Annotated in this window: 20 protein-coding genes; 16 read left to right on the forward strand and 4 right to left on the reverse strand. The window is 38.6% G+C overall.

What is annotated here, in order from left to right; genetic code table 11:
* Nucleotides 1-7: 7 nt before the first annotated feature.
* The gene (bioA, locus tag PP2015_RS07905; protein WP_058029752.1) at nucleotides 8-1,303 is read right to left on the reverse strand and encodes an adenosylmethionine--8-amino-7-oxononanoate transaminase; all 1,296 of its coding nucleotides are present in this window, start codon (nucleotides 1,301-1,303) and stop codon (nucleotides 8-10) included.
* Nucleotides 1,304-1,425: 122 nt separating this feature from the next.
* Between bioA and bioB the strand changes: the two genes are divergently transcribed.
* From bioB to bioD, 4 genes are read left to right on the forward strand one after another with little or no spacing between them, the layout of a single operon-like run.
* The gene (gene bioB, locus PP2015_RS07910; RefSeq protein ID WP_058029753.1) at nucleotides 1,426-2,460 is read left to right on the forward strand and encodes a biotin synthase BioB; all 1,035 of its coding nucleotides are present in this window, start codon (nucleotides 1,426-1,428) and stop codon (nucleotides 2,458-2,460) included.
* A gap of 3 nt (nucleotides 2,461-2,463) precedes the next feature.
* Nucleotides 2,464-3,612 carry an aminotransferase class I/II-fold pyridoxal phosphate-dependent enzyme gene (locus PP2015_RS07915; protein WP_058029754.1) on the forward strand — a complete coding sequence of 383 codons (1,149 nt, stop codon included), beginning with the start codon at nucleotides 2,464-2,466 and terminating at the stop codon, nucleotides 3,610-3,612.
* A complete protein-coding gene (locus PP2015_RS07920) occupies nucleotides 3,609-4,370 on the forward strand; it encodes a methyltransferase domain-containing protein (protein ID WP_058029755.1) in 762 nt (253 codons plus the stop codon). The genes PP2015_RS07915 and PP2015_RS07920 overlap by 4 nt, the downstream gene beginning before the upstream one ends.
* Nucleotides 4,370-5,053 (forward strand): dethiobiotin synthase, encoded by a 684-nt coding sequence (gene bioD / locus PP2015_RS07925; protein ID WP_058029756.1) that lies wholly within the window; start codon nucleotides 4,370-4,372, stop codon nucleotides 5,051-5,053. The genes PP2015_RS07920 and bioD overlap by 1 nt, the downstream gene beginning before the upstream one ends.
* 92 nt (nucleotides 5,054-5,145) lie before the next feature.
* On the opposite strand, the gene PP2015_RS07930 is transcribed toward bioD, so the two are convergent.
* Complete coding sequence (locus PP2015_RS07930) at nucleotides 5,146-6,648, reverse strand: sensor histidine kinase (protein WP_058029757.1); 1,503 nt, start codon at nucleotides 6,646-6,648, stop codon at nucleotides 5,146-5,148.
* Nucleotides 6,645-7,187, reverse strand: coding sequence for a heme NO-binding domain-containing protein (locus tag PP2015_RS07935; RefSeq protein ID WP_058029758.1), 543 nt, complete (start codon nucleotides 7,185-7,187; stop codon nucleotides 6,645-6,647). The genes PP2015_RS07930 and PP2015_RS07935 overlap by 4 nt, the downstream gene beginning before the upstream one ends.
* Before the next feature lie 108 nt (nucleotides 7,188-7,295).
* Between PP2015_RS07935 and nosR the strand changes: the two genes are divergently transcribed.
* The 12 genes from nosR to PP2015_RS08000 all read left to right on the forward strand — a co-directional run bounded on the left by nosR (nucleotide 7,296) and on the right by PP2015_RS08000 (nucleotide 22,284).
* Entirely contained in the window at nucleotides 7,296-8,582 is a 1,287-nt protein-coding gene (gene nosR / locus PP2015_RS07940; RefSeq protein WP_058029759.1) for a response regulator c-di-GMP phosphodiesterase, NosR family, read from the forward strand.
* Nucleotides 8,583-8,673: 91 nt separating this feature from the next.
* On the forward strand, nucleotides 8,674-10,266 hold the full coding sequence (locus tag PP2015_RS07945; RefSeq protein WP_058031582.1) for an ABC-F family ATPase: 1,593 nt from the start codon (nucleotides 8,674-8,676) through the stop codon (nucleotides 10,264-10,266).
* Between the two features lie 136 nt (nucleotides 10,267-10,402).
* Complete coding sequence (purE, locus tag PP2015_RS07950) at nucleotides 10,403-10,885, forward strand: 5-(carboxyamino)imidazole ribonucleotide mutase (protein WP_058029760.1); 483 nt, start codon at nucleotides 10,403-10,405, stop codon at nucleotides 10,883-10,885.
* A 1-nt stretch (nucleotide 10,886) separates the two neighbouring features.
* Nucleotides 10,887-12,026, forward strand: coding sequence for a 5-(carboxyamino)imidazole ribonucleotide synthase (locus PP2015_RS07955; RefSeq protein WP_058029761.1), 1,140 nt, complete (start codon nucleotides 10,887-10,889; stop codon nucleotides 12,024-12,026).
* 75 nt (nucleotides 12,027-12,101) lie between these two features.
* Nucleotides 12,102-13,034 (forward strand): YeiH family protein, encoded by a 933-nt coding sequence (locus tag PP2015_RS07960; RefSeq protein WP_083496541.1) that lies wholly within the window; start codon nucleotides 12,102-12,104, stop codon nucleotides 13,032-13,034.
* A 273-nt stretch (nucleotides 13,035-13,307) separates the two neighbouring features.
* Nucleotides 13,308-15,788, forward strand: coding sequence for a S9 family peptidase (locus tag PP2015_RS07965; protein ID WP_058029762.1), 2,481 nt, complete (start codon nucleotides 13,308-13,310; stop codon nucleotides 15,786-15,788).
* 275 nt (nucleotides 15,789-16,063) lie between these two features.
* Entirely contained in the window at nucleotides 16,064-16,435 is a 372-nt protein-coding gene (locus PP2015_RS07970; RefSeq protein ID WP_058029763.1) for a cell envelope integrity TolA family protein, read from the forward strand.
* Nucleotides 16,436-17,398: 963 nt separating this feature from the next.
* Nucleotides 17,399-17,731, forward strand: coding sequence for a hypothetical protein (locus tag PP2015_RS07980; protein ID WP_058029765.1), 333 nt, complete (start codon nucleotides 17,399-17,401; stop codon nucleotides 17,729-17,731).
* Nucleotides 17,732-17,831: 100 nt separating this feature from the next.
* Nucleotides 17,832-18,212, forward strand: a complete 381-nt coding sequence (locus tag PP2015_RS07985) for a RidA family protein (protein WP_058029766.1) — start codon at nucleotides 17,832-17,834, stop codon at nucleotides 18,210-18,212.
* Nucleotides 18,213-18,780: 568 nt separating this feature from the next.
* The gene (locus tag PP2015_RS07990) at nucleotides 18,781-20,682 is read left to right on the forward strand and encodes a sulfatase-like hydrolase/transferase (RefSeq protein WP_058029767.1); all 1,902 of its coding nucleotides are present in this window, start codon (nucleotides 18,781-18,783) and stop codon (nucleotides 20,680-20,682) included.
* Nucleotides 20,683-20,687: 5 nt separating this feature from the next.
* A complete protein-coding gene (locus tag PP2015_RS07995) occupies nucleotides 20,688-21,605 on the forward strand; it encodes an SUMF1/EgtB/PvdO family nonheme iron enzyme (RefSeq protein ID WP_058029768.1) in 918 nt (305 codons plus the stop codon).
* Between the two features lie 367 nt (nucleotides 21,606-21,972).
* A complete protein-coding gene (locus PP2015_RS08000; protein WP_058029769.1) occupies nucleotides 21,973-22,284 on the forward strand; it encodes a hypothetical protein in 312 nt (103 codons plus the stop codon).
* Between the two features lie 121 nt (nucleotides 22,285-22,405).
* On the opposite strand, the gene PP2015_RS08005 is transcribed toward PP2015_RS08000, so the two are convergent.
* Entirely contained in the window at nucleotides 22,406-23,374 is a 969-nt protein-coding gene (locus PP2015_RS08005) for a dihydrodipicolinate synthase family protein (RefSeq protein WP_058029770.1), read from the reverse strand.
* Nucleotides 23,375-23,395 lie beyond the last annotated feature (21 nt).

Here is a 23,395-nt window from a genome sequence, read left to right on the forward strand (position 1 = left end):
ATATACTTTAATATTCTTCTGTAGAGATAGCTTGATAAATTGCAGAGCATAGAGCCATTATGTCTTCATTTGTACTGATATAAGGTGGCATTATGTAAATCAGCCTGCCGAAAGGTCTGATCCAAACCTTATGTTCTCTAATAAAATACTTTTGAATTTTAGCAACATCAACGGCTCGTTTTACTTGCACAACACCAATACCACCTAAAACTCTAACATTTGCTACCGCATCTAATTCTGAACATTGAGATAGGTGAGTATTCATTGTCTGTTCGATACGGTTGATTTGAGATAGCCAATCGTTTTCTTGTAGCAGTTCTAAGCTTGCATTGGCAGCAGAGCAGGCAAGAGGATTCCCCATAAAAGTAGGCCCATGCATTAAAACACCAGCTTCACCTTGACTGATCCCAACAGCAACATCTTCAGTTGCTAATGTCGCAGATAAAGTCATCGCCCCACCAGTTAACGCTTTGCCAATACACATAATATCTGGGCTGATGTTTGCGTGTTCACAGGCAAACATTTTACCTGTTCTGCCAAAGCCAGTAGCAATTTCATCTAAAATGAGCAGTACATGATATTTATCACACAGTGTTCTGAGCTTTTTGAGATAAGACGGATGATAAAAGTTCATGCCACCAGCGTTTTGTACTATAGGTTCTATGATAAAAGCGGCGACTTCATTGCTATGTTGTTCAAAAGCCTGTTCTAACGCTGCTAGTTCAGCTTCATTTTCGTTATCGTAGAAACCAGCTTTTGGAGCTTCGACAAAGATATGTTCAGGTAAGAAACCCTGATACATACTGTGCATTGAGTTGACTGGGTCACAGACACTCATCGCAGCAAAGGTATCTCCGTGGTAGCCTTTTTTAGCGGTCATGAGTTTAGTTTTATTCGTTTCACCTTTACTTAGCCAGTATTGCAGTGCCATTTTTATTGCAACTTCAACGCTTACAGAGCCGCTATCGGCTAAAAACACTTTTTGTAAAGGCTCAGGGCTTAATTCAACAAGCTTCTTACAAAGCTCAACAGCTGGAGCGTGTGTTATACCACCGAACATTACATGGCACATTGTTTGAGCCTGTTCTTGTATTGCTGAGACTATTTTGGGGTGATTATAACCATGAATGGCGCTCCACCAAGAGGCCATACCATCGATAAGTTCAGTGCCATCATCAAGGTAAAGTTTGTTTTTATCTGTATGTGTAACACCATATACTTGTAGCGGATCTCCTATAGATGTATAGGGGTGCCAAATGTGTTGCTTATCAAATTCGATATCTATAGGGTTAAATTTGCTCACTTGTAAACCTTTAGCTTTGTTGTGACGTTGACAATACTACGCCACTCAGTAGACTAAGCCAATCACCGTCAAATCAATCGCCTAATTTATAGACAGGCTAAGAATAAAAAGAGTATCAGATTATGGCTACAGTTCGTCACGATTGGACTTACGAAGAAGTAAAAGCACTATTTAACATGCCGTTTAACGACTTGCTATTTAAAGCGGCAAGTATTCACCGTGAGAACTTTAACCCAAACGAAGTACAAATCTCGACATTACTTTCAATTAAAACGGGTGCATGCCCTGAAGACTGCAAATATTGTCCACAATCAGCGCACTATAAAACAGACTTAGATCGTGAACGCCTAATGGAAGTAGAAAAAGTAGTAGAGCAAGCGAGATTAGCCCGATCGAAAGGCGCAACACGTTTCTGTATGGGCGCTGCATGGTCTGACCCTAAAGACAGAGATATGCCTTATATTTCTAAAATGGTTCGTGAAGTAAAGGAGCTTGGGCTAGAGACATGTATGACCCTGGGGATGCTTGATAATGAAAAAGCACACGCCCTTAGAGATGCAGGTCTTGATTACTATAATCATAACCTTGATACTTCGCCTGAATATTATCAGCAAATAATCACAACACGTACTTATCAAGACAGATTAGATACATTAGACAATGTGCGTGATGCGGGCATGAAAGTATGTTCAGGTGGTATTGTTGGTATGGGTGAGCAAGCGGGTGACCGTTATGGTTTATTAATGCAACTTGCAAACTTACCAAAACAACCTGAAAGTGTTCCGATTAACATGCTTGTAAAAGTTAAAGGCACACCACTTGAAGATGTTGAAGATCTAGACCATTTTGAATTTATTCGAACTATTGCTACTGCACGTATTATGATGCCGCACAGTTATGTGCGTCTGTCAGCTGGTCGAACTGCAATGAATGAGCAAATGCAGTCAATGTGTTTCTTCGCTGGCGCTAACTCAATTTTCTACGGTGACAAGTTACTTACTACGGAAAATCCAGAAGCCGATGCTGATATGAACTTACTTAAGAAGCTCGGTATGAATCCAGAGAAACGTCAAGACTACTCTGATGAAGCGTACGAAGCGTCTTTAAGTTCAAAAATTGCTGATAAGGCAACGTCAGAGCTATTTTACGAAGCATAGTGAATGGCTTTTGAATTTATACAAGAAGCGCTGCAACAGAGACGAGTAGAGTCTTTGTTGCGTGCTCGCAATGTAATTGCCGATTCAAGTGACGCACGCTTTTTAACGAGCAAAAATGGTAAGCAATATCTTAACTTTGCCAGTAATGATTATCTTGGTTTAGGGTCTAATTTAGAGTTACAAGGTACACTGACTGGCAGCCGTTCTTCGGCACTTGTTACAGGATATCACCAGTGCCATAAAGATTTTGAATCCTTACTGTGTAAACATTTTGGCTACGAGTCAGCTTTACTATTTAGCACAGGCTTTAGTGCAAACTGCAGTGTTATTAAGTCACTTTTTTCACAAAGTTCAGGCTCAAAAGCCGCGTTAGATTCTGCCATTTTCCAAGACAAACTTAACCATGCCAGTTTAATAGATGGGGCTTTGCAATCTGATGCCAAGCATATCCGTTTCAACCATAATGACATGGGGCATTTACGACAGCGTTTAGAAAAAAGTAAAGCTGCGAATAAGTTAATTATTAGCGAAGGCGTGTTCTCAATGGATGGAGACTGTGCGCCACTGCAGCAACTTGAAGAACTAAAGCAACAACATAATGGTTGGCTCATGTTAGATGATGCGCATAGCTTTGGTATATTAGGCGAAAATGGCTTGGGAAGTGTTGGTCTTGGTTGTAAGCCTGAAATTTTGGTGGTCACATTTGGTAAGGCAATGGCGTGTCAGGGCGCGGCTGTTTTAGCAAGTAAATCAGTCATCGACTTTTTACTCCAGTTTAATCGTGATTATATTTATTCGACGTCTATGTCACCGCTCATGGTGCAAGCTGCAGAGCAGCAGTTTTTACGTGTACTTGACGCGAGTGAGCAGAGAAAGCAGTTGTTTAGCAATATTACCTTATTTAAGCATCTTTGTTCTGATCTAAATATTCCTGTAATGCCTTCAGAGACCGCTATACAACCGGTTGTGTTAGGGAGCGCTGAAAATGCATTAAGTGCGCAAGATAAGCTCAAAGAGCAGGGGATTTGGCTAACAGCAATTCGCCCGCCTACTGTTCCGCACAATACGGCCAGACTCAGGATCACAATTACCGCAGCACATACTCATGATGATATTGAAAAGCTAGTAACAGCCTTAAAGGTGTCTACATGATTGCAACACCCGATAAACTGTCAACGGCGAAGCAGTTTTCAAAAGCTGCAGGGCAATACAAGCAACATGCGTATGTGCAAAAGTTGGCTGCAGAATTGTTATTCTCAAGATTAAATAAACGCAGTCAGGTTATGCTTGACCTTGGCGCAGGCCCTTTATTGCATCAGCATAAACTAAAACATCACAGTGATTGTCTAGTAGCGATGGATCTGAGTTTAGGCATGTTGTCTGAAACGCATCCGGAGAATAACGTGAGTCGTGTTTGTGCAGATATGGATAATCTGCCTTTTTCTGACAACGTGCTTGATACTATATTTTCAAACTTTGCAATTCAGTGGAGTGCAGACCCTAAAACTTTATTTAAATCACTTCATTCTGCGAGTAAGCCAGGCTCTCAAGTTTTAATATCGACAGTATTAGATGGTTCTTTGTCTGAAATAGCTCAGGCATGGAAAGTAGTCGATGATAAACAACACATTAATGATTTTTTGAACCTAACCGAGTTAATTAATATTGCTCAGAGCGAAGGGTTCAAAGTGGTTTATTCTAATCAGCACTGTCTTCAAGATTATTATGATAAGCCAATAAACGCCTTAAAGTCGGTGAAAAATATTGGCGCAAATCATCTAACAGAGTGTCAAAAAGAGCGGGGGCTATTAGGAAAAACAGCATATAAAAATCTATTGTCCGCTTTTCCATTACAAGACGGTAAAGCAATTATTAGCTACCAAGTCGGTATTTTGGAGTTAACGAAATAATGAATTCTTTTTTTATTACAGGTACCGATACTGAAGTCGGTAAAACCCATGTTACTTGTTTATTACTTAAGTTTTTGACTCAGCATAAACGTTCGGCAATTGGATTCAAACCTATCGCTGCAGGTGCAGAAGAGGCATTTGGCCAGTTGGTCAATGAAGATGCTTTGAACATTATGGAATCTTCAAATGTCCATGCTAAATATGAAATCATCAATCCCATTTGTTTTGAGCCACCTATCGCTCCCCATATTGCAGCACAGAGAGCAGGCAAAGAAATAAGTCAGATTGAACTTAACCATCATTATAAAGAGATTTTATCAGTTGGTGCAGAGTTCACTCTTGTAGAAGGCGCCGGTGGCTGGTCTTTACCAATTAATGATACTGAGTATTTATCAGACTGGGTAAAAGCCCGAGAAATTCCCGTCATTTTGGTCGTCGGTATGAAGTTAGGCTGTTTGAATCATACACTGCTAACAATGCAAGCTCTGAAGACCCAAGGTGTAAAGTGTGTAGGGTGGGTCGCAAATGAGATTGATCCTAACATGTCCGAATTTGAGGCGAATTTAGAAAGCTTAAAACAACGAATTGATGCGCCTTTACTGGCTGTCGCGCCTTTTGCAAAAAGCAAAGCAAAATTGAAAATTTATAAGGCATTGACAGACCTTTTAACAATTAAATTGTAAGCGCAATATTTTTAAATATATTCTTAACTACTCAATTTATATAAGTGATACCTAAATGAGTATCACTTATTATTGGATGACAAATTTTATGATCAAAAGAACTCAAAGAAAGAAATTATAAATTCGGTTCCTTTATTGGGTTCGCTTAGCACTTCAACTTTCGCATTGTGCTGCTGTAAAATACTGTAAGAAATTGATAAACCTAAGCCTGTACCTTCACCTGGTGCCTTAGTTGTAAAAAAGGGAGTAAATATTTCCTTTAAGTTTTCTTGAGGTATGCCTTTACCCTCGTCTTTAACGCGAACCATTATTTTTGTGCGTTCTCTATAACATCGTATAAACAAAGTTCCACCTTCTGCCATTGCTTGCTTTGCGTTGACAAACAGGTTAATAAAAACTTGCTGTAATTTACTTTCTATACCTAGAATGGTTGCAGTATCAAGTAAATCAGTTTCTATTTTGTGTTGATATTTAAATTCGTTACTTACCATATTGAGTGACTTATTGATGACTTTTGTTACATCAATCGGTTCTAATTCGTCGTTATCCATACGTGAAAATGTACTTAGATCAGCGACAATTGCTTTTACTCTCTCAAGGCCTTCAACGGACGATTTCAATATTTCGTCACTGTCTTCAAATAAAAAAGGTAACTCATATTCTTCATAGTTTTTGTTTAATTGAGTTAATGATTCGTCATTTGATGCTTCTGCAAGTGGTTGTACCGCAGATTTAATGTCATTTATGTAATCAGACATAGTATCTAGGTTGCTTAAAACAAAACCCACAGGGTTATTGATTTCATGGGCTACGCCTGCGGCCAAATATCCTAACGAGGCCAGTTTCTCTTGGCCAACAAGCTGTAATTGTGTCTGTTCTAGGATTTTATTTGTTTCTTCAAGGTTTATAAGCTGTTGTTGCAGCTCTTCTTCAGCTCTTTTTCTTTCGATCGCAATAGAAAGCATACTTCTAGATGACTCAAGAGTTTGTAGCTTTGTTATATTAATATCTTGTTGATCTTCATAAAGTAAGACGGCTACACCGACTGTCTTTTTATCTTCAAGTGTAAGAGTGTACAGAGGAACCATGACACAAAACTGATAAAAATTTTGTGGTTCGTTACTAATCTCATTGGTATCAATTAATTGTGTTTCTTGTTCTTGAAGTAACAAGTCAAATAGCTTTGATCTATCTAGTTGAGCCAAAAAAGACTTTAACAATTGTAAATGTTCATTAATCTCCGTCTCTGTACTTGATTGAGTATAATATTGAAACTGACCAAAATTAAATTGGCTATCTAGTTCGATAAATAAGTTGTCTGGTTTAGACAAAAAAGCACATGTTCGTTCAAGATAGTTCTCAACTATCTTTTTGAGTGTTGGTTTACTCCATGTTTCGGCTAAAAGGCCGGTTAAAAAAGAGAGTTGTGTTTGTTGGTTCTCGACTTCCATACGCGTTTCATCATTTAAAACTTCTTGTTCTAATAGCTCTCGAGTATAGTTTTCTAGTTGCATTTCAGCGAGCTTTCTAGCCGCTCGTTCTCTTTTTAATGCCCGCTCGAGTACTTCTACTTTATTGTGTGCATCTTCACTCATAGAAACCTTACTTCAATATGACAAGCTTCATCACCTTCATGCATACATTGTGATTGGGATATAGAAACTTCTTCGCCAAAGTGTTTAGCTGCACCTAGAATTAAACCTTCAGATAGGTGACACAGTTTACGTTCAGAGTGATAAATCATAGTTAAATGTTTGTCATTCTGATCTTTGTAATCAAAGTCTGGTAAGTTTGAGTCGGCATAGAGCTTTTTGACTTCAACATGGATCAAGTTATCAACCATATATAAAAAAGCATGAAGTGATGGTGCTTGTTTTGCTTCAGTGGGTGCCATAGGCATAAGCTTGGCAAATAAAAATTCACCAAATGTTCGCAGTAAATCCGAAGCTGGTACGTTTAATGCTTCACAGTAGTAAGTCACGATGCTGAACATTTCGCTGTCATCGTACTTAATTGAAGATGTGTAGATCCCTTGAGAGGGAAGGTCGAGTGTGTTTAACATGGAGTCCCATGCTTCTAAGCCATGATTGGTTTCTACAAACTCTTGTAGCGCGTTGAAAACACTGCCTTTCATTTAAATCTCCGCATTTCGCGTTATGAGGTTGATATATTTTTAAAATAGTGTCACTTTTTACTTAACGCAATGTTTTAAAATCATTTGCAAGAACATAAGGTTTTTTTAATGTCTGATAAATTGCCAATTTTGATAGTGGATGATGAGACAGAGGTACTCAACGCTCTAAAGCGCCTTTTTAGAAAGGAGCTAGATGTGACTGTTTGTGATAAACCATTAGAAGCTGTTGAAATTCTAAAAGAACAAGAGTTTGCGGTTATAATCTCAGACATGAAGATGCCGTTAATGACTGGCGCAGAATTGCTTGCACACGCATTTACAATTAATCCTAATACTGCTCGAATTCTTCTTACTGGCTATTCAGATATAGACTCTACCGCATTAGCAATTAACGAAGGTAAAATATCAAACTACGTTAGCAAGCCATGGCGTAATGAAGACCTAAAAGAAATAGTCATGCAGGCTTGTGATCAGTACCAATTGAAACAATCTGTAATTCGTTTGCAAAACGAATTAGAAGAAAAAAACAAACAACTTCAAAACTATAACGATGAACTTGAAAGCAAGGTTCAAGCACGAACGACTTCATTGTCGCAACTGACTGATAAACTAAAAAATGTTAATCAGAAGCAACGCAGGTTATTTCATGATGTGATAGAGATGATAAATTTGATCATCGAAGACACTACCGGAAGTGATGATGGGCACATAAAGCGTGTAGCTTCGCACTGTAGACTCGTTGCTAAGCATCTAGGACTAGAAAAACCACTCGTCACTCAAGCATATTTATCTGGGTTGATGCATGAAATCGGTAAAGTCTCATTACCTGATGAATTAGTGAAATGTTCCGAAAATGAACTTACTAAAGATCAACTTATTGCAAAGCAACAAAATGCAATCAAAGGGGCTGAAATCCTTCAGAAGCTGCCTAACTTGCAAATCATCGCTAAAGGCATCTTACATCAGTACGAACATTATAATGGTACAGGCCTACCGGGTCATTTAATTGCTGACAACATCCCCACCATCAGCAGGATCCTTTCCATAGTAAACGACTACGATAAACTATTAATTGGTCGTATAACCGGAGAGAAAATGCAGCAAGATCAGGCAATGCAAACCATGCGCACTTTAGCAACCGAATTTTATGATCCGCACATCCTTGAAGTTTATTTCGATCTTCTTACCAGTGGTAAGGTATTCGAAAATCACGATATTGATGTATGTGTTGGTGTAAGCTGTTTAGAGTCAGGTATGCATTTGACTCAAGATTTACTAAACAAACAAGGTGCAATCATTCTCACTGCTGGAACCGAAATTACCCCTTCTATTATCGAAAAGTTACAAAAGTATCAAAAAGATTGGAATTATATTTTTAACGTGTTCGTGCATTAGTTTCTATTCTTAGCCACTCTCTGGTGGCTCTCAAAAAACCTTTAGTTTAAAATACCAGTAGTTTTATTTTATATGCTATTTGGAGCTCGTTATTTTAAACGTATCTAATGTCACCATGCAGTTTGGTGCAAAACCACTTTTTGAAAACATTTCTGTAAAATTTGGTGATGGAAATCGCTACGGCCTTATCGGTGCCAATGGATGTGGTAAATCGACATTCATGAAGATTTTAGGCTCTGAACTTGAGCCTTCTGCGGGTAACGTGAGTGTAGCTCCAAATATTCGTTTAGCGAAACTTAATCAGGATCAGTTTGCTTACGAGCAATACACTGTTATTGATACAGTTATTATGGGTCACAAAGAGCTTTGGGAAATTAAAGCAGAGCGTGATCGTATCTATTCTTTACCAGAAATGAGTGAAGAAGATGGTATGAAAGTGGCCGATCTTGAGACGCAATTTGCTGAAATGGATGGCTACTCGGCAGAGGCAAAAGCAGGTGAGTTACTTTTAGGCGTTGGTATTGGTACTGAGCAACACTATGGCTTAATGTCAGAAGTTGCACCGGGTTTCAAACTTCGTGTACTTCTTGCGCAGGTGTTATTTGCAGATCCTGACATCATGCTACTAGACGAACCAACCAACAACTTGGACATTTATACAATAAAATGGTTAGAAGAAGTCCTTAACCAGCGTGATTGTACCATGTTAATTATTTCGCACGACCGTCACTTCTTGAACTCTGTTTGTACGCATATGGCTGATATCGACTACGGTGAATTACGTGTCTATCCTGGTAACTATGACGAGTATATGTTTGCAGCGACTCAAGCGCGAGAAAAACTATTAAACGAGAATGCCAAGAAGAAAGCGCAAATTGCAGAACTTCAACAATTCGTATCTCGCTTCTCTGCAAATGCGTCAAAAGCAAAACAAGCCACTTCTCGTGCAAAACAGATTGATAAAATTCAACTCGACGAAGTTAAAGCATCGTCTCGTCAATCGCCTTTCATTCGTTTTGAACAAAGTAAACAGCTTTTCAGAAATGCACTTGAAATTACCGATGTGTCACAGGGTTATGACAGCACTTTATTCTCAGGCTTAGAAGGCCTAGTTGAAGTAGGTGAACGTATCGCTATCATTGGTGAAAATGGTGTTGGTAAATCAACGTTATTACACACTTTAGCGGGTCGTTTAGCGCCTAAAACAGGTGAGTTTAAATGGTCCGAGAATTCGAACATTGGTTATTATGCACAAGATCATGCGGATGAGTTTGAAAAGGACCAAACTGTATTTCAGTGGATGGAGCAATGGCAGCAAGAAGGTGACGACGAACAAGTGGTTCGTGGTTTCTTAGGCCGAATGCTGTTTTCACAAAATGACATTAAAAAGTCTGTAAAAGTGCTGTCTGGTGGTGAGCAAGGTCGTATGTTGTTCGGCAAATTAATGATGCACAAGCATAATATTTTGTTGATGGATGAACCAACAAACCACATGGACATGGAATCAATCGAAGCGCTTAACTTAGCCCTTGAGCAGTACGAAGGTACGTTGTTGTTTGTGTCACATGACCGACAGTTTGTATCATCGCTTGCAACCCGTATTTGGGAAATTAAAGACGGTAAAGTTATCGACTTTAAAGGCACATATGACGAGTACCTAGCACAACAAGAGTCGGATAACTAACCGCTTTATACATTGATACTTTTCAATGGTATTACCTATCTAGATAGGTATAATACCCACATAGAAACTGCAGGCTTACCCCCAATAAGAGCCTGCAGTTTGTTTTTCTATCGTTCAAAACTTCTGAGGATTTATTATGACGGTTGGCATTATCATGGGCTCAAAATCAGACTGGCCTACTATGCAACATGCAGCAGACATGCTGGACAAGTTTGGCATCGAATATGAAACAAAAGTAGTTTCAGCTCACCGTACACCTCAACTTCTAGCTGATTACGCATCAAGCGCAGCTGATCGTGGTATCAAAATTATCATTGCAGGTGCTGGTGGCGCTGCACACCTTCCGGGTATGGCTGCGGCTTTCACAAGTTTGCCAGTTCTGGGTGTACCAGTTAAATCAAAAACACTAAACGGTGTTGACTCATTACTTTCAATTTGCCAGATGCCAAAAGGCGTAGCGGTTGGGACATTGGCAATTGGTGATGCGGGTGCGGCTAACGCGGGCTTACTTGCAGCTCAGATTTTAGGTTGTCAACAACCAGAAATCTTTGCAAAAGTTGAAGCTTTCCGTAAAGAACAAACAGAAACAATTTTAGCTAACCCAAATCCTGCTGAGTAATATGAACGTTTTAGTCCTTGGCGCAGGGCAACTTGCGCGAATGATGAGCTTGTCATCGAAGAACTTAGACATTCATGTTACAGCTTACGATGTTGGCTCTGAAAAAGTCATCGATCCTGTTACGTTTTTAACAGTTGATCAGTCATTACAACAAGCCATTGATTCTGCAGACGCTATTACTGCTGAGTTTGAGCATATTCCTTTAGATATTCTAAAGTTATGTGATGAAAGTGGTAAGTTTTATCCTGGTACTGAAGCCATAGCAACGGGCGGTGATAGAGCGAAAGAAAAAGCGCTTCTAGATGCTGCAAAAGTTGCATGCGCGCCTTATAAAATTATTACTGAAAAACAGCACTTGCTAGATTCAATTGATGAATTGGCAATGCCTTTGGTAATCAAAACTTGTCAAGCAGGTTATGACGGCAAAGGGCAGTGGCGTGTAAAATCTCTGGATGATGTTGAGCAAATTTGGGCAGAGATGTCTGAGTTTTTAGCGAAAGATGCATCTCATCAAATTATTGCAGAAAAAATGATCCCATTTGATCGCGAAGTTTCCATCATAGGTGTTCGTTCAAAAAATGGTGAAACAGCGATTTACCCACTGACTGAAAACCAACATACCAATGGGGTTTTAACGCTTTCAATCGCGGGTAAAGAGAAAAATGCAATTCAAGCGCAAGCAGAGTCTGCGTTTACCGCTATCGCCAATGCACTAGAGTATGTCGGCGTATTAGCCATTGAGTTTTTCGATGTCGATGGCACTTTATTGGTAAATGAAATTGCACCACGTGTACATAACTCAGGTCATTGGACTCAACAGGGGTGTCATGTCAGCCAATTCGAAAACCATATGCGTGCCGTTACAGGCCTACCACTAGGTTCAACGGTTTTGAATCGCCCAACTGCGATGATCAACGTACTAGGGCAAGCTGCTATTCCAAAAGCAGTTTTGGCTGTTGCTGACACAACCAGCCACTGGTATGGCAAATCTGCAAAACCAGGCCGTAAGATGGGTCATATTAACGTTTCAGCTGATAGCTTATCTGAACTTGGTGATAAACTGGCTGACTTGGCAAAAGTGCTGCCAGAGCAAGATTATCCTGGTGTTCAGGCAACTGCTGAGCAGTTAAAAGCACTATAATAAAAAGCCGAGTTTAACTCGGCTTTTTTGACTCAATTTATTGGAATTTCAAAAACTAAATAAGGCGTTAGCAAAGTGACTAGTCAGTCTATTAAACAGTTTTCGTTTATTGGGTTATTTGTACTTTGTCTGACAGGGTTTATAGGTCCCGCATTATCTCTTCTTCTTGGTCTTGCTTTCACACTGATTTTTGCTAACCCGTATTTATCATTAAGTAATCAAGCTAGCAAATGGTTATTAAAATTAGCTGTAATAGGGCTAGGATTTAATGTCGACTTTAATGATGTACTTGAAGTAGGGCGAAGTTCATTTGTTCTTACCATTGTGAGCATAACTGCGATAATAGGGCTTGGTGAAATATTAGGTCAGCTCTTTAAGGTAAATAAAAACACCAGTGTTTTATTGTCTTTTGGTACTGCCATCTGTGGTGGTAGCGCAATTGCAGCAATGGCGCCAGTGATCAAGGCAAAACAGCATGAAATTGCGGTGTCACTCGCCATCGTATTTCTATTAAATGGTTTAGCTTTATTGATTTTTCCTGCAATCGGGCATTACTTTCAATTAAACCAAGAACAATTTGCAATTTGGGCAGCCCTTGCTATCCATGATACAAGCAGTGTAGTAGCAACAGCCTCAACATATGGTCCAATCGCAGTAGGTATTGCAACAACAATCAAACTTACCCGCGCAATGTGGATCATTCCTTATACGGCATTGGCTGGCGTATTTTGGAAAAGCGAAGAAAAAGCAAGTATTCCACTTTTCATCGTCGGCTTTTTATTAGCCGCGCTTATTAACACGTACCTTCCTGAATATTCAACTTTTTGGCAGTTTGGCTACGCGGGAGCAAAACATGTACTTTATGCCTGTTTATTTTTAGTCGGATCAAGTGTATCTCTGACTATGTTAAAACAAACAGGATGGCGCCCTTTAGCGATGGCCACTCTGCTTTGGGGTATTGTAAGTTCAGTTATCTTATTGCTTATCATTGATGGGGTGATAAATTAATGCAATTTTCTTGGAACTTTTCAAAAATGGACTAGTCTTAGGTAATGAGGCGCGGATAGGCCTCATTTCATAATCGTTGTTCATCAACGACTATGTGAGCGCAGAGAGTATTTGGCCAGCATCCTATGCTGGCCTTTTTTATGTTCATAATTCAAATGATCTTACGCTAAGCGTTACGCACTTCCTTAATTATTGTCATTTTATCTAAAATAATTCGTATTCTAGCGTCGCATTTGCTTAAATTGAGCTAGTCTAACAAGTTGAAGAATAACTATGATCAAACACTCTCTAATTTCTGCTGCAGTTGCAGCGAGCCTGTTTTTAACTGGTTGTCAAACAACCACATCGACTGACGCTAAAAATGCTGAACCTGCTTCAAACTTCGCCCCTGTTGTTGCAACGCCTTTAGATTTTGGCGGTGAGAATATTACATTAAAACAAGCAATGGCACACCCTGATTGGTTGGGTCGTCAACCTGAGCGCGCATTTTGGGCTGCAGATAGCCAAACTGTGATTTTCAACCGCAAGCAAGCGGGTAATGAATTACGCAATACGTTTGCTGTTACAACTGGTAAAGCGCCTACGCAAGTTGTATTAAACCAACTTCATACGGTTGGTGCTAAAAACGCGGTTTATTCAAAAGACGGTGCAGTGCAAGCCTATACGTTTGAAGGCAATGTGTTTGTTAAGAACATAAAAACGGGCGCAATCAAACAGCTTACACAGAGCTCTGATAGAGCGCGCTCTTTACAGTTTTTAAATTCTGGTGAATTAGCTTATCGCACTGGTAATAGCTTCTTTAGCGTAGATATTAATTCAGGTCTTACTAAAGAGCTTGTTAAATTACATCTAGCTGACAAACCTAAAGGCACGCAAGAGCCATCAACTTACATTGCCAAAGAGCAACACAAGCTGATTGATTTTGTAAAGCTAACGCATAAAAACGCGCTAGATAAAGAACAGCGCAAAGCGCAATTAAATGCTGAAAATGACACAATTGCATCTAATCAATTTTATCTAGGTAAAGGTAACCGCCTTGTAGAAGCAAGCCTTTCTCCAGAAGGCGATAAACTTATCGCCGTTGTGACAAAGAGCACACCATGGCGCGCTGATACAGACATTATGCCTAACTATGTGTCACAAAACGGTGACATCGAAGCAGTACCTGCTCGTCGTCGCGTAGCTGATTCGAAGCCATCTAGCTCAGATGTGATTTTCATTGATATCGCATCTAAAGCACAAACAACTTTAAGCTATGAAACACTACCAGGTTTTGATGAAGATGTTTTAGCTGCTGAAAAAGCTGAGAACGCAAAAGCCGAAGGCAGAACTTACGAATCAAAACGTGAGCCTCGTCATATTAACTTGATGATGGACTGGGGTTGGGATCAAAGTGCGGTACAGTGGAACTCGTCAGGCTCTCAAGTTGCGGTAATGCTTGAAGCATGGGATAACAAAGACCGTTGGATAGCAACCGTTGACTTTGACAATAGAGAGTTCAAATCACAACATCGTTTACATGACGATGCATGGGTGAACTACACGTACAATGACTTTGGCTGGATGAACAATTCAGATACATTGTATTACTTGTCTGAAGAAACAGGTTATAGCCATATTTATACTAAACCTGTAAATGGCAAAGCAAAGCAACTTACAAAAGGTCAATTTGTTGTATCACACTTAACGCTAAGCAAAGATGATTCGCAAATCTACTTTAAAGCGAATGTTAAGCACCCAGGTATTTACGAAGTTTATCGCGTGAATACGCAAACAGCAGAAAAAGTAGCGCTAACTGACTTAGATGGTATGACGGATTATGAATTGAGCCAAGATGAGCAAAAACTATTGCTTAATCACTCAAAAATCATGATGCCGAATGAACTATATGTTGCAGATGCTAAGCCAAACGCACAAGTAACGCGTCTAACGAATACTGTGTCTGACGAGTTTTTAAATAAAAAATTAATCGCACCAAAAATCGTTGCTGTACCTTCGAGTCATACTGAACAACCAATCTATGCAAAAGTGTATTACCCAGCTGACTACGTAGAAGGTGAGACTGGTAAAACACGTAAAGCTGTTATCTTCAATCACGGTGCGGGTTACTTACAAAACTCTCACATGGGTTGGTCTGGTTACTTCCGTGAGTTTATGTTCCATTCACTACTAGCAAGCGAAGGCTATGTGGTCATGGATATGGATTACAGAGCGTCTAAAGGTTACGGCCGTGATTGGCGTACAGCTATTTACCGCCAAATGGGTACACCTGAAATTCAAGATTTAGAAGACGGCGTTAAATGGATGGCTGAAAATGTAAATGTTGATACAGGCGCAGTAGGTACCTATGGTGGTTCTTACGGTGGTTTTATGACATTTATGGCACTACTCACAAAGCCAGATTTATTCCAAGCGGGCGCAGCACTTCGTCCTGTATCTGATTGGGCCTACTACAATACGCCATACACGTCGAACATTCTCAACCACCCAGATGTTGACCCGATTGCGTATCGTCGTAGTTCACCAATCTACTTTGCTGAAGGCTTAGAAAAGCCATTACTTATCAACGCACCAATGGTTGATGATAATGTTTTCTTCCAAGACGTAGTTCGACTGGTTCAACGCTTTATCGAGCTTGAGAAAGAAAACTTCGAAACAGCGATTTACCCAGTTGAGCCACACGGATTTAGACAGCCAACGGGTTGGTTAGATGAGTACCGTCGTATTTATAAGTTGTTTAAAGACCATCTTTAAAACATAAAATGAATAGTTAAGGGCCTTAATAGGCCCTTTTTTTTATAGAATTAAAAATAGGGCTGTTTATTCATACAGTTCATTGATTTTGTCTCATAACATTATTACAGAGCGTTTTGTCCAATTTTCACAGGTGAAAAAAATTGGATATTATAAACTCATGTTTACAATAGACTTTTCTTGTGTGAATATTGGGACACGTAATATAGCCCGTTTTGTCGGTATTTATACAGGCAGTTTGGGAGAGAATAAGCTGTTATATTTACAGGGAACTTATGCGTCAAATTTTAATGTTAGCTGCTTTAAATTTCTTGGTCGGTTGCGCTGCGACAAATTTGAAGCCTGATAGTTGCTTTGATATGGAGTCTTGCGTTGAACTTGTGACTAATAAATTGTCCTCTAATTTTCCCGCTGATAGAAAGTTCAAAGGGCAAGAAATTAAAATCGAGTTTTTTCTAAATGACAATGCTGAAGTCATTGAATATAACATAACAAATGAATCAGGTATTCCTGAATTGGATATTGCTGCTATTAAAGCAGTTACGGCCTCCTCTCCATTTAATGAGCTAAAAGTTTTACCTGCCGACGTATTTAACAAATTTAAACATGTAAAGCTTACAGTTGCCCCAACATTTGAGGGTTTGTAAATATAACAAGCTGTTAAACAAGGACAAAATACAGTTGGCTTTTGCTCCTTCGTCGCTTATTTTAGCCAATTTTATTTTGCCTGTTAACAGGGCGTTATACTTACCTAGAGTTCGGTGAATGAAAAAAGTTCTAGTATCAATTGTTTCGACATTCATATGTATTCTGGTTTACTTCACTTTTTTCTCACTAGTATGGGATAAACTTTTCCCATACTACTATGAAGATTATTTGACTCATTTTTTTGTTGTTGGGCTAATTTTAATAATTACTGTACCGCTGTTCTTGGCAATATTTCTATACTTAAAAGTATCACCCAATTTTAAGACTCACTATTACAACTCAATTAAAAAAACTAATATTGCAGCAACCTTAATTTGTATCTCTATTGTCTTGTATCAGTATAGTGGTATGTCATATTCTGATAGCGGAGGTGGTTATTACAAGATCGAGTCTAGTAACGTGTAAGTATAATAAGTGCCTCAACAAAGGGACGCAAAACAGCAGGCTGTGCTCCTTCGTCGCTAAGTTTAGCCTGCTATTTTTTACCCGTTAATCGGGCGTTATACGCAAAGGAAAGTATGAGTGCAAAATCTACGATAGGGGATAAAATCTCGCTAACTATCATAGCGTTCTCACTCACGATCGTGCATTTTGGATATACAGCAGATATTTTAGCTTCATTCTTAGGGTACTGGATCTCAGTACTGATTCTGCCTATAACTTTATATGCGTTAATATTTATACTTTCCCTTAAAATTAACACCAATAAATTTTCAACTCAGCAAAAAACTGAGCTGTTTGCTTTTCCCTTATTTATCAATTTAGTATTGTTTGGTACTTTATATTTTCTGGTCCAGTACGGTATCACTTATTAGTGTAATTGCGTAGAACAAAGCCGTTTACGGCAAGCGTTAATTATCACGGTAACATGCGCGAAAACTTCAGCCAAGGGAGAGCAGGTTATGCTTCTGAAAGCTTTACGAAATTGGAAGTTAAAGAGGATTGCGAATAAGCTAACTCCTTGGTTGAGTACTTATGGTGATAAAGAGTCGTATTCGGATGAAGAAATATTGTACGCTTTGTCCCGAGCAAAAATATCTGATAAAAATTTAGATTTGGCGAAACAAATTTTTAATGGAACTCTGTCTCAATATAGAGATTATGGAAAAACAGAATATTTAAACAGAAAAAATAGACCTCCTCGTCTAATATCTTCAGGAACGTTTAATCACTCTTCAGCATTTGGTGAATTAAGTGATTACAGTAACGACGATTCATCGGATAGTGGCAATTAACAAGGTCGCCAACTCGGACAAATAACAGTTGGATTTGTTCGTGCCTCACAAATTTTAGCCAACTATTTTTAGTGGGTAACACAACACTACAGGTCGACCTATGAGAAAAACTGTCAGTTCTGGATCACATCTTGAAGTACCTATAGGCTTTTCTCGTGCATGTCGCGTAGGAAATCAAATATCTGTTTCAGGAACAGCTCCAATAAATAATGGTGAAACTGTTTATATCGGCGACGTCTACCGTCAAACGAAATACTGCCTTGAGTTATCAATTGGTGCGATAGAAGAAGCTGGTGGGAATATTAGTGATGTTATTAGAACTCGAATAATGCTTACTGATATTTCTAAATGGGAAGAAGCGGCAAAGGCTCATGGTGAATTATTTTCAGCTATTAAGCCAGCCTGTACTTTTGTTGAGGTAAGTCGTTTCATTGATGAGCAATGGTTGGTTGAAACAGAAATTGACTGTGTAGTAATGTAGTTAAAACAAGTCAATTATGGCATGGACACAAAACATTAGATTAGCGTGCTTTTGTCTAATCTCTTATCAAAAACTAACCCGCACTTATGTGTTTGGTTTGGTTGCAATCACTGAGTGTGGTTAATCCTAAGGCTTGATTAGTATTTAGCAAAAGCAAGAACTCAAAACAGCTATAAAGCATTTACAGCAAAGCAGGTGAGTGTTTTCTTTATTAAAGAGTGGTTCTATTCCTGACTACGACTCCTTTAGATAAAAGCTTAAATTTTATTTCTACGTTATGAAAAAGGGCTATGCAAATATTGCTTTTTTTGCTCTTTATCTGAGTCAATATATTGATAATAAAATAATATCGAGCATGGTTATGAGGTGAGCTTCGCTTCTTTATGATTTAAATATGTTTGAACAAAGACTCCATAACTATTGGCATTAGCCACAATATTAAAACGCTTTAATTCTTACTACATTTGACGTACTACATAGTCTTTACATAACTTTACCTGTCAAACAATGGTTGTTTTTAATTTTTTTGAGTATCTTTATATCAGAAATTGAAATAATTGGAATTGATATGCTTTACGGTCTGCTTAATAAAAATAAAGCTTTGAGTATAATAGCTTTAAGTTTTTCGTTATTAGGTTGTGGTGGCGGTAGTGATAATACAGGAGATACCTCCGATGTAGTGAATACTAATCAAGCCCCAGTTGTAAATTCGCCAATTGGTGATGTTTTTACGCTTAAAGCAAATACTATCAATCTAAATATTGATGGCAGCTCTCCTTTATTTATTGACTCTGATGGTGATGAATTATCATATGAAATCGTGGTAACACCGAATGCACCTTGGCTAACGTTAGTTAATGGGGTTCTCAACGCAGAATCTTCAGAGTCTGGTACATATAAAGTCGTTATAACTGCGACAGATCCCAGTAAATTATCAATATCTTATGAATTTACACTTACAGTAAACTCACCGCCAGAGCTTGTACTGCCTTATGAAAACCAATCTTTAACTGTTGGTAGCCAATTTATGTGGCAATTACCATTAAATGATACTCATTTTATTGATGCAGATGAAGACGAAATTATATATGAGATAGTCTTATCTAATAATGATATAGGGTTAGAGGTCACAGATAACAGCATCTCTGGGACGCCAACAGAGGAGGGTAATGTTGTTGTGACTATTGTTGCCAGTGATATTCATAATGAAAGCACCTCAACTTCTTTCAATTTGAAAATAAGCGATACAGTTCCAGTTGCAACTCAACCTGTAAACATTCTACTGCTCATTGCTGATGACATGGGGCAAGATGCTTCAGCACAATATTCACTTTCTTCTGATTTACCAAATACGCCTAATTTAAATGCACTGGCACAAAGAGGTTTAGTATTTGAAAACTTATGGGTAAACCCTGTGTGTTCACCTACTCGGGCAACTTTATTAACGGGTAAATATGGTATTCAAACTCAAGTACTTTCACCAGGTGACGTATTAGATTTGAGCGAAACAACGCTACATGAACAACTTAAAGGTGATGATAAAACTCAAGAGTATGCAACTGCTTTAATAGGTAAATGGCACTTAGGAGATGCTTTTAGTGACCCTAATCAATCAGGTATTGATTATTTTGCGGGGCTGAGAAGTGGTGGTGTACAAGACTATTATGATTGGCCTTTGATTGAAAATGGGCAAATGATGGATATGGCCACTTATACCACGACCGAGTTTACAAATAGGGCAATTAACTGGTTAGATAGTCTGTCTGATAATACCCCGTGGTTTTTATGGATGGCATATAACGCGCCTCATACTCCATTTCATTTACCGCCTAGTGATTTGCACAATAGAAAATTGTCTGGCACCGAAGAGGATATCGAAGCAAATTCGAGAGATTATTATTTGGCTGCTATTGAAGCGCTAGATGCTGAAATTGGCCGTTTGATTTCAAGTTTAGACACTGAAACATTAGAAAATACAGTTATTTTATTTATAGGTGATAATGGTACGCCAGGTTCAGTAAGAGACCGAAATGCACTTTTGAATGGGGCTAAGGGCTCGATAAATGAAGGTGGCATTAGAGTACCAATGATTGTCGCGGGTAAGGGGGTTGAGCGCATAGCACAAAGAGAGACAGCGCTTATAAATGGTACTGATTTTTACAGTACAATTTTAGATATTGCAGGGCAAAATGTAGTCTCTATAAATAACAGTGAATCTTTCACGCATTTACTAAAACAATCAGGCGGTGAAGGCAGAACGCATATTTTTTCACAAACTGATGATGCTTTTACCATTCGAAATGACCGTTATAAGCTAATAGAAAATCAAGATAGTTCGAAAGTACTTTATGATTTACAGTTAGATCCTGCAGAAACGTCAGATTTGATTTTAGGAAGTAGTGACTCAAGTTCAATCTTAACTGAGCTTGAAAACATATTAAATAGCTTAAAAAGCCAACCAAAAGAATAATGGCTATGGAAAAGAGATTAATTCAAAATCAGGTTTTAAATTCAAAATTAATTACGTTACTGATTTCTACCTTAATTAGTTTAGTTGGTTGCAGTGAACCTCCTGTAGACCAACCTTATGCCTATTCTGAGGTTTGTTTAACGTCGGGGTATTTTACTCAAGGTTCAGATGATCACTATACTGAAGAATTTCCTAAACAACAGGTATTTGTAGAGGGGTTTTGTATAGACAGCCATGAGGTCACCATCGGACAATTTGCCGATTTTGTGAAAGAGACGGGTTATCAGACATTAGCTGAAACTGGTCCCTCACGAAGTGATTATCCAAGTGCACCTGATTCATTTTTTCAACCTGGCTCTGCTATTTATGTGTTTCCTACAGCATTTGAAAGTGGGTATTGGACGTTTAATCAGCAAGCAAGTTGGCAAAATCCAAGAGGTGATTTTTCGTCTGTGCCTGAACAATCTAAACACCCTGTGACTCACATCGCGTTAAAAGACGCTCAAGCATACGCAAAATGGCTTGGAAGACGTCTACCAAGTGAAAAAGAATGGGAGTATGCAGCTAAATTTAATCAACAAGATTCAGTCAACAATGATGACACGCCTAAAGCAAATATTTGGCATGGAATATTTCCTCATAATAACACGCTGGAGGATGGTTATTTAGCCACAGCTCCAGTGATGAGTTTTGCTGCAAGTTCGGCCGGTTTATACGATATGATCGGCAATGTTTGGGAATGGACAGCGGACCCATATAACAAAGATGGCAGCAATCATTATACAATTAAAGGTGGTTCGCATTTATGTGCAAAAAATGCGTGTGCTAGATATCGACCATCAGCAAGACAACCACAAGAAATTGGTTTAGGTACAAGCCACGTCGGATTTAGAACAGTTAGAGATATCGGTTCAGAAGATTAATCACACAGCAAGTAACTGAACGTGTAAATACAAAGCTTGCTCTTGCTGAGCGCTAATTTTAGTTCTGCTCCTAGCACCAGGTTATTTAGAGAGTCAGAGTCGGTTCGATCATTAATTAAGGAAATGAGAATATAGAATCAAAGTTGTTTTGATACTGGTCGCTTTTGACTAATGACCAAGACTAGTTTTTAATTACCTGTAATTCCGTGATAAAAGAGCATATAAATAAAGAAAAATTCTACATTGCTACAGCTCTTTTAATGATTATTATTGTCACAAATTTCATTAAATAAATTTCTAATTTACCAAAACTTATCTGGCGTAAGCCAAATTCAAACTTATTAAATTTTTTATTATGGAGAATAGAGTGGGAAACTTACCATTTAAGGATAAGCTAGTTTTAATTTTATGTAGTTGTATCAGTTTTATTTTCTTTATTTCTGGTTTTTTAGGGTTTATTGCAAGTGATAGCTCAGTAAGCGATTTTGCAATATTTATAGGCGCTGCAATTTCAATATTCTGCTTGGGGCTTAACCCTAAGATTTTTTCTTTGCCTTTAAAATTTGTCTTATCACAAGCAACTTCGCCTATATTATTTAAATCTAGTACGTTGAACTATTTATTTCTAAGTGGATTGTCGTTGAGCGTTTTTGGTTTGATAGCTAAATATATAAGCTAAAATTTGGAGAGGATTCTTAAAAACTCCTTGAGTAGTTATTTCCATTTTACTTATTTTTTTCGTAGCATTTTGGTAAATCAAAAGCTCCGTAAATGGAGCTATTGATTTACTTCGATAAGGTTTACTCAGCTAAACCAAGCAATTGAAGTCTTTCTTTAGCCAGCAAGTATCTTGCTCTAACATCTTCAATTTGTTCTCTAGTCAGTTTCTTTCCAAGTGTGCGTAAACCGCCTTCAGCATCATTATGGTGAACACCAAACGCAAACTTTAAGTACTCTAGAAGTAATGGTTGCGCATCAAGGTATGAGATAGAGTTCATTGCTTGAGAAATTTTGTTCGCTTCTGCCCATTGCCCATTATTTACATACTCCTGCATCGTGACGCTTGCTTTAGGGAAGATACAACCGACACCAGTAATACCACCGCATGCACCTGCCAGACCAGCGTGAACAGTAACAGTATCGACACCGGCTAATACTTTTAATTCTTTGTTTTCAAGCATTAATGTTTCAATGACTGATACGTCAGTGGTTGAGATTTTAAGCGCCGTTACTTCTGGCAATTCTGCAAGTTTCATTAATAGTGAAGTTGATAGAGCGTGGTAGCCAGCAGCATCTGGATTATTATATGGCATGATCGTAACGCCAGCTTCTTTAGCTGCAGACGCTGATAACGCGTAATAGTCATACATTTCATCATCTGATGGCGTGACTTCGGTTTTTGGCGGCATGACCATGACAGTGTCAACGCCAACTTTTGCGAGTTCTTTTACGATTACGGCTAATTCTTCTTTTGTTTCTGCCGCAGCACCACTAATTAAAGGTACATTGAATTCTTTGGCTACTTCTGAAAGAGAAGCAAGTAAAGATAAGCGTTGTTCATTTGTTAAATAGCTGTTCTCGCCAAGTGTACCAGAACCGACTAGGCCGCCCATTTTGGTTCCTGCTTTACCTTCAACTCTTAAAATATCTGCCGCGTACTTTTGTGTTGCGGCTAAGTCAATTTCTAAAGCGCCAGACTCAGACTCTTTTAGCCATGTAAAAACGGCTGGCATAACCGTATAACGCCAATCTGTACTGTTTGATTCCATCGTAATACCTTAAAGAATAAA

Origin of the sequence: Pseudoalteromonas phenolica (genome assembly GCF_001444405.1) — a bacterium.
Taxonomy (GTDB): domain Bacteria; phylum Pseudomonadota; class Gammaproteobacteria; order Enterobacterales; family Alteromonadaceae; genus Pseudoalteromonas; species Pseudoalteromonas phenolica.

Excerpts from the sequence above, each read along its gene's own strand:
- bioB (WP_058029753.1), top strand. The coding sequence starts at position 1,426 with ATGGCTACAGTTCGTCACGATTGGACTTACGAAGAAGTAAAAGCACTA.
- PP2015_RS07915 (WP_058029754.1), top strand. The coding sequence starts at position 2,464 with ATGGCTTTTGAATTTATACAAGAAGCGCTGCAACAGAGACGAGTAGAG.
- PP2015_RS07920 (WP_058029755.1), top strand. The coding sequence starts at position 3,609 with ATGATTGCAACACCCGATAAACTGTCAACGGCGAAGCAGTTTTCAAAA.
- bioD (WP_058029756.1), top strand. The coding sequence starts at position 4,370 with ATGAATTCTTTTTTTATTACAGGTACCGATACTGAAGTCGGTAAAACC.
- PP2015_RS07930 (WP_058029757.1), bottom strand. The coding sequence starts at position 6,648 with ATGAGTGAAGATGCACACAATAAAGTAGAAGTACTCGAGCGGGCATTA.
- PP2015_RS07935 (WP_058029758.1), bottom strand. The coding sequence starts at position 7,187 with ATGAAAGGCAGTGTTTTCAACGCGCTACAAGAGTTTGTAGAAACCAAT.
- nosR (WP_058029759.1), top strand. The coding sequence starts at position 7,296 with ATGTCTGATAAATTGCCAATTTTGATAGTGGATGATGAGACAGAGGTA.
- purE (WP_058029760.1), top strand. The coding sequence starts at position 10,403 with ATGACGGTTGGCATTATCATGGGCTCAAAATCAGACTGGCCTACTATG.
- PP2015_RS07955 (WP_058029761.1), top strand. The coding sequence starts at position 10,887 with ATGAACGTTTTAGTCCTTGGCGCAGGGCAACTTGCGCGAATGATGAGC.
- PP2015_RS07965 (WP_058029762.1), top strand. The coding sequence starts at position 13,308 with ATGATCAAACACTCTCTAATTTCTGCTGCAGTTGCAGCGAGCCTGTTT.
- PP2015_RS07970 (WP_058029763.1), top strand. The coding sequence starts at position 16,064 with ATGCGTCAAATTTTAATGTTAGCTGCTTTAAATTTCTTGGTCGGTTGC.
- PP2015_RS07980 (WP_058029765.1), top strand. The coding sequence starts at position 17,399 with ATGCTTCTGAAAGCTTTACGAAATTGGAAGTTAAAGAGGATTGCGAAT.
- PP2015_RS07985 (WP_058029766.1), top strand. The coding sequence starts at position 17,832 with ATGAGAAAAACTGTCAGTTCTGGATCACATCTTGAAGTACCTATAGGC.
- PP2015_RS07990 (WP_058029767.1), top strand. The coding sequence starts at position 18,781 with ATGCTTTACGGTCTGCTTAATAAAAATAAAGCTTTGAGTATAATAGCT.
- PP2015_RS07995 (WP_058029768.1), top strand. The coding sequence starts at position 20,688 with ATGGAAAAGAGATTAATTCAAAATCAGGTTTTAAATTCAAAATTAATT.
- PP2015_RS08005 (WP_058029770.1), bottom strand. The coding sequence starts at position 23,374 with ATGGAATCAAACAGTACAGATTGGCGTTATACGGTTATGCCAGCCGTT.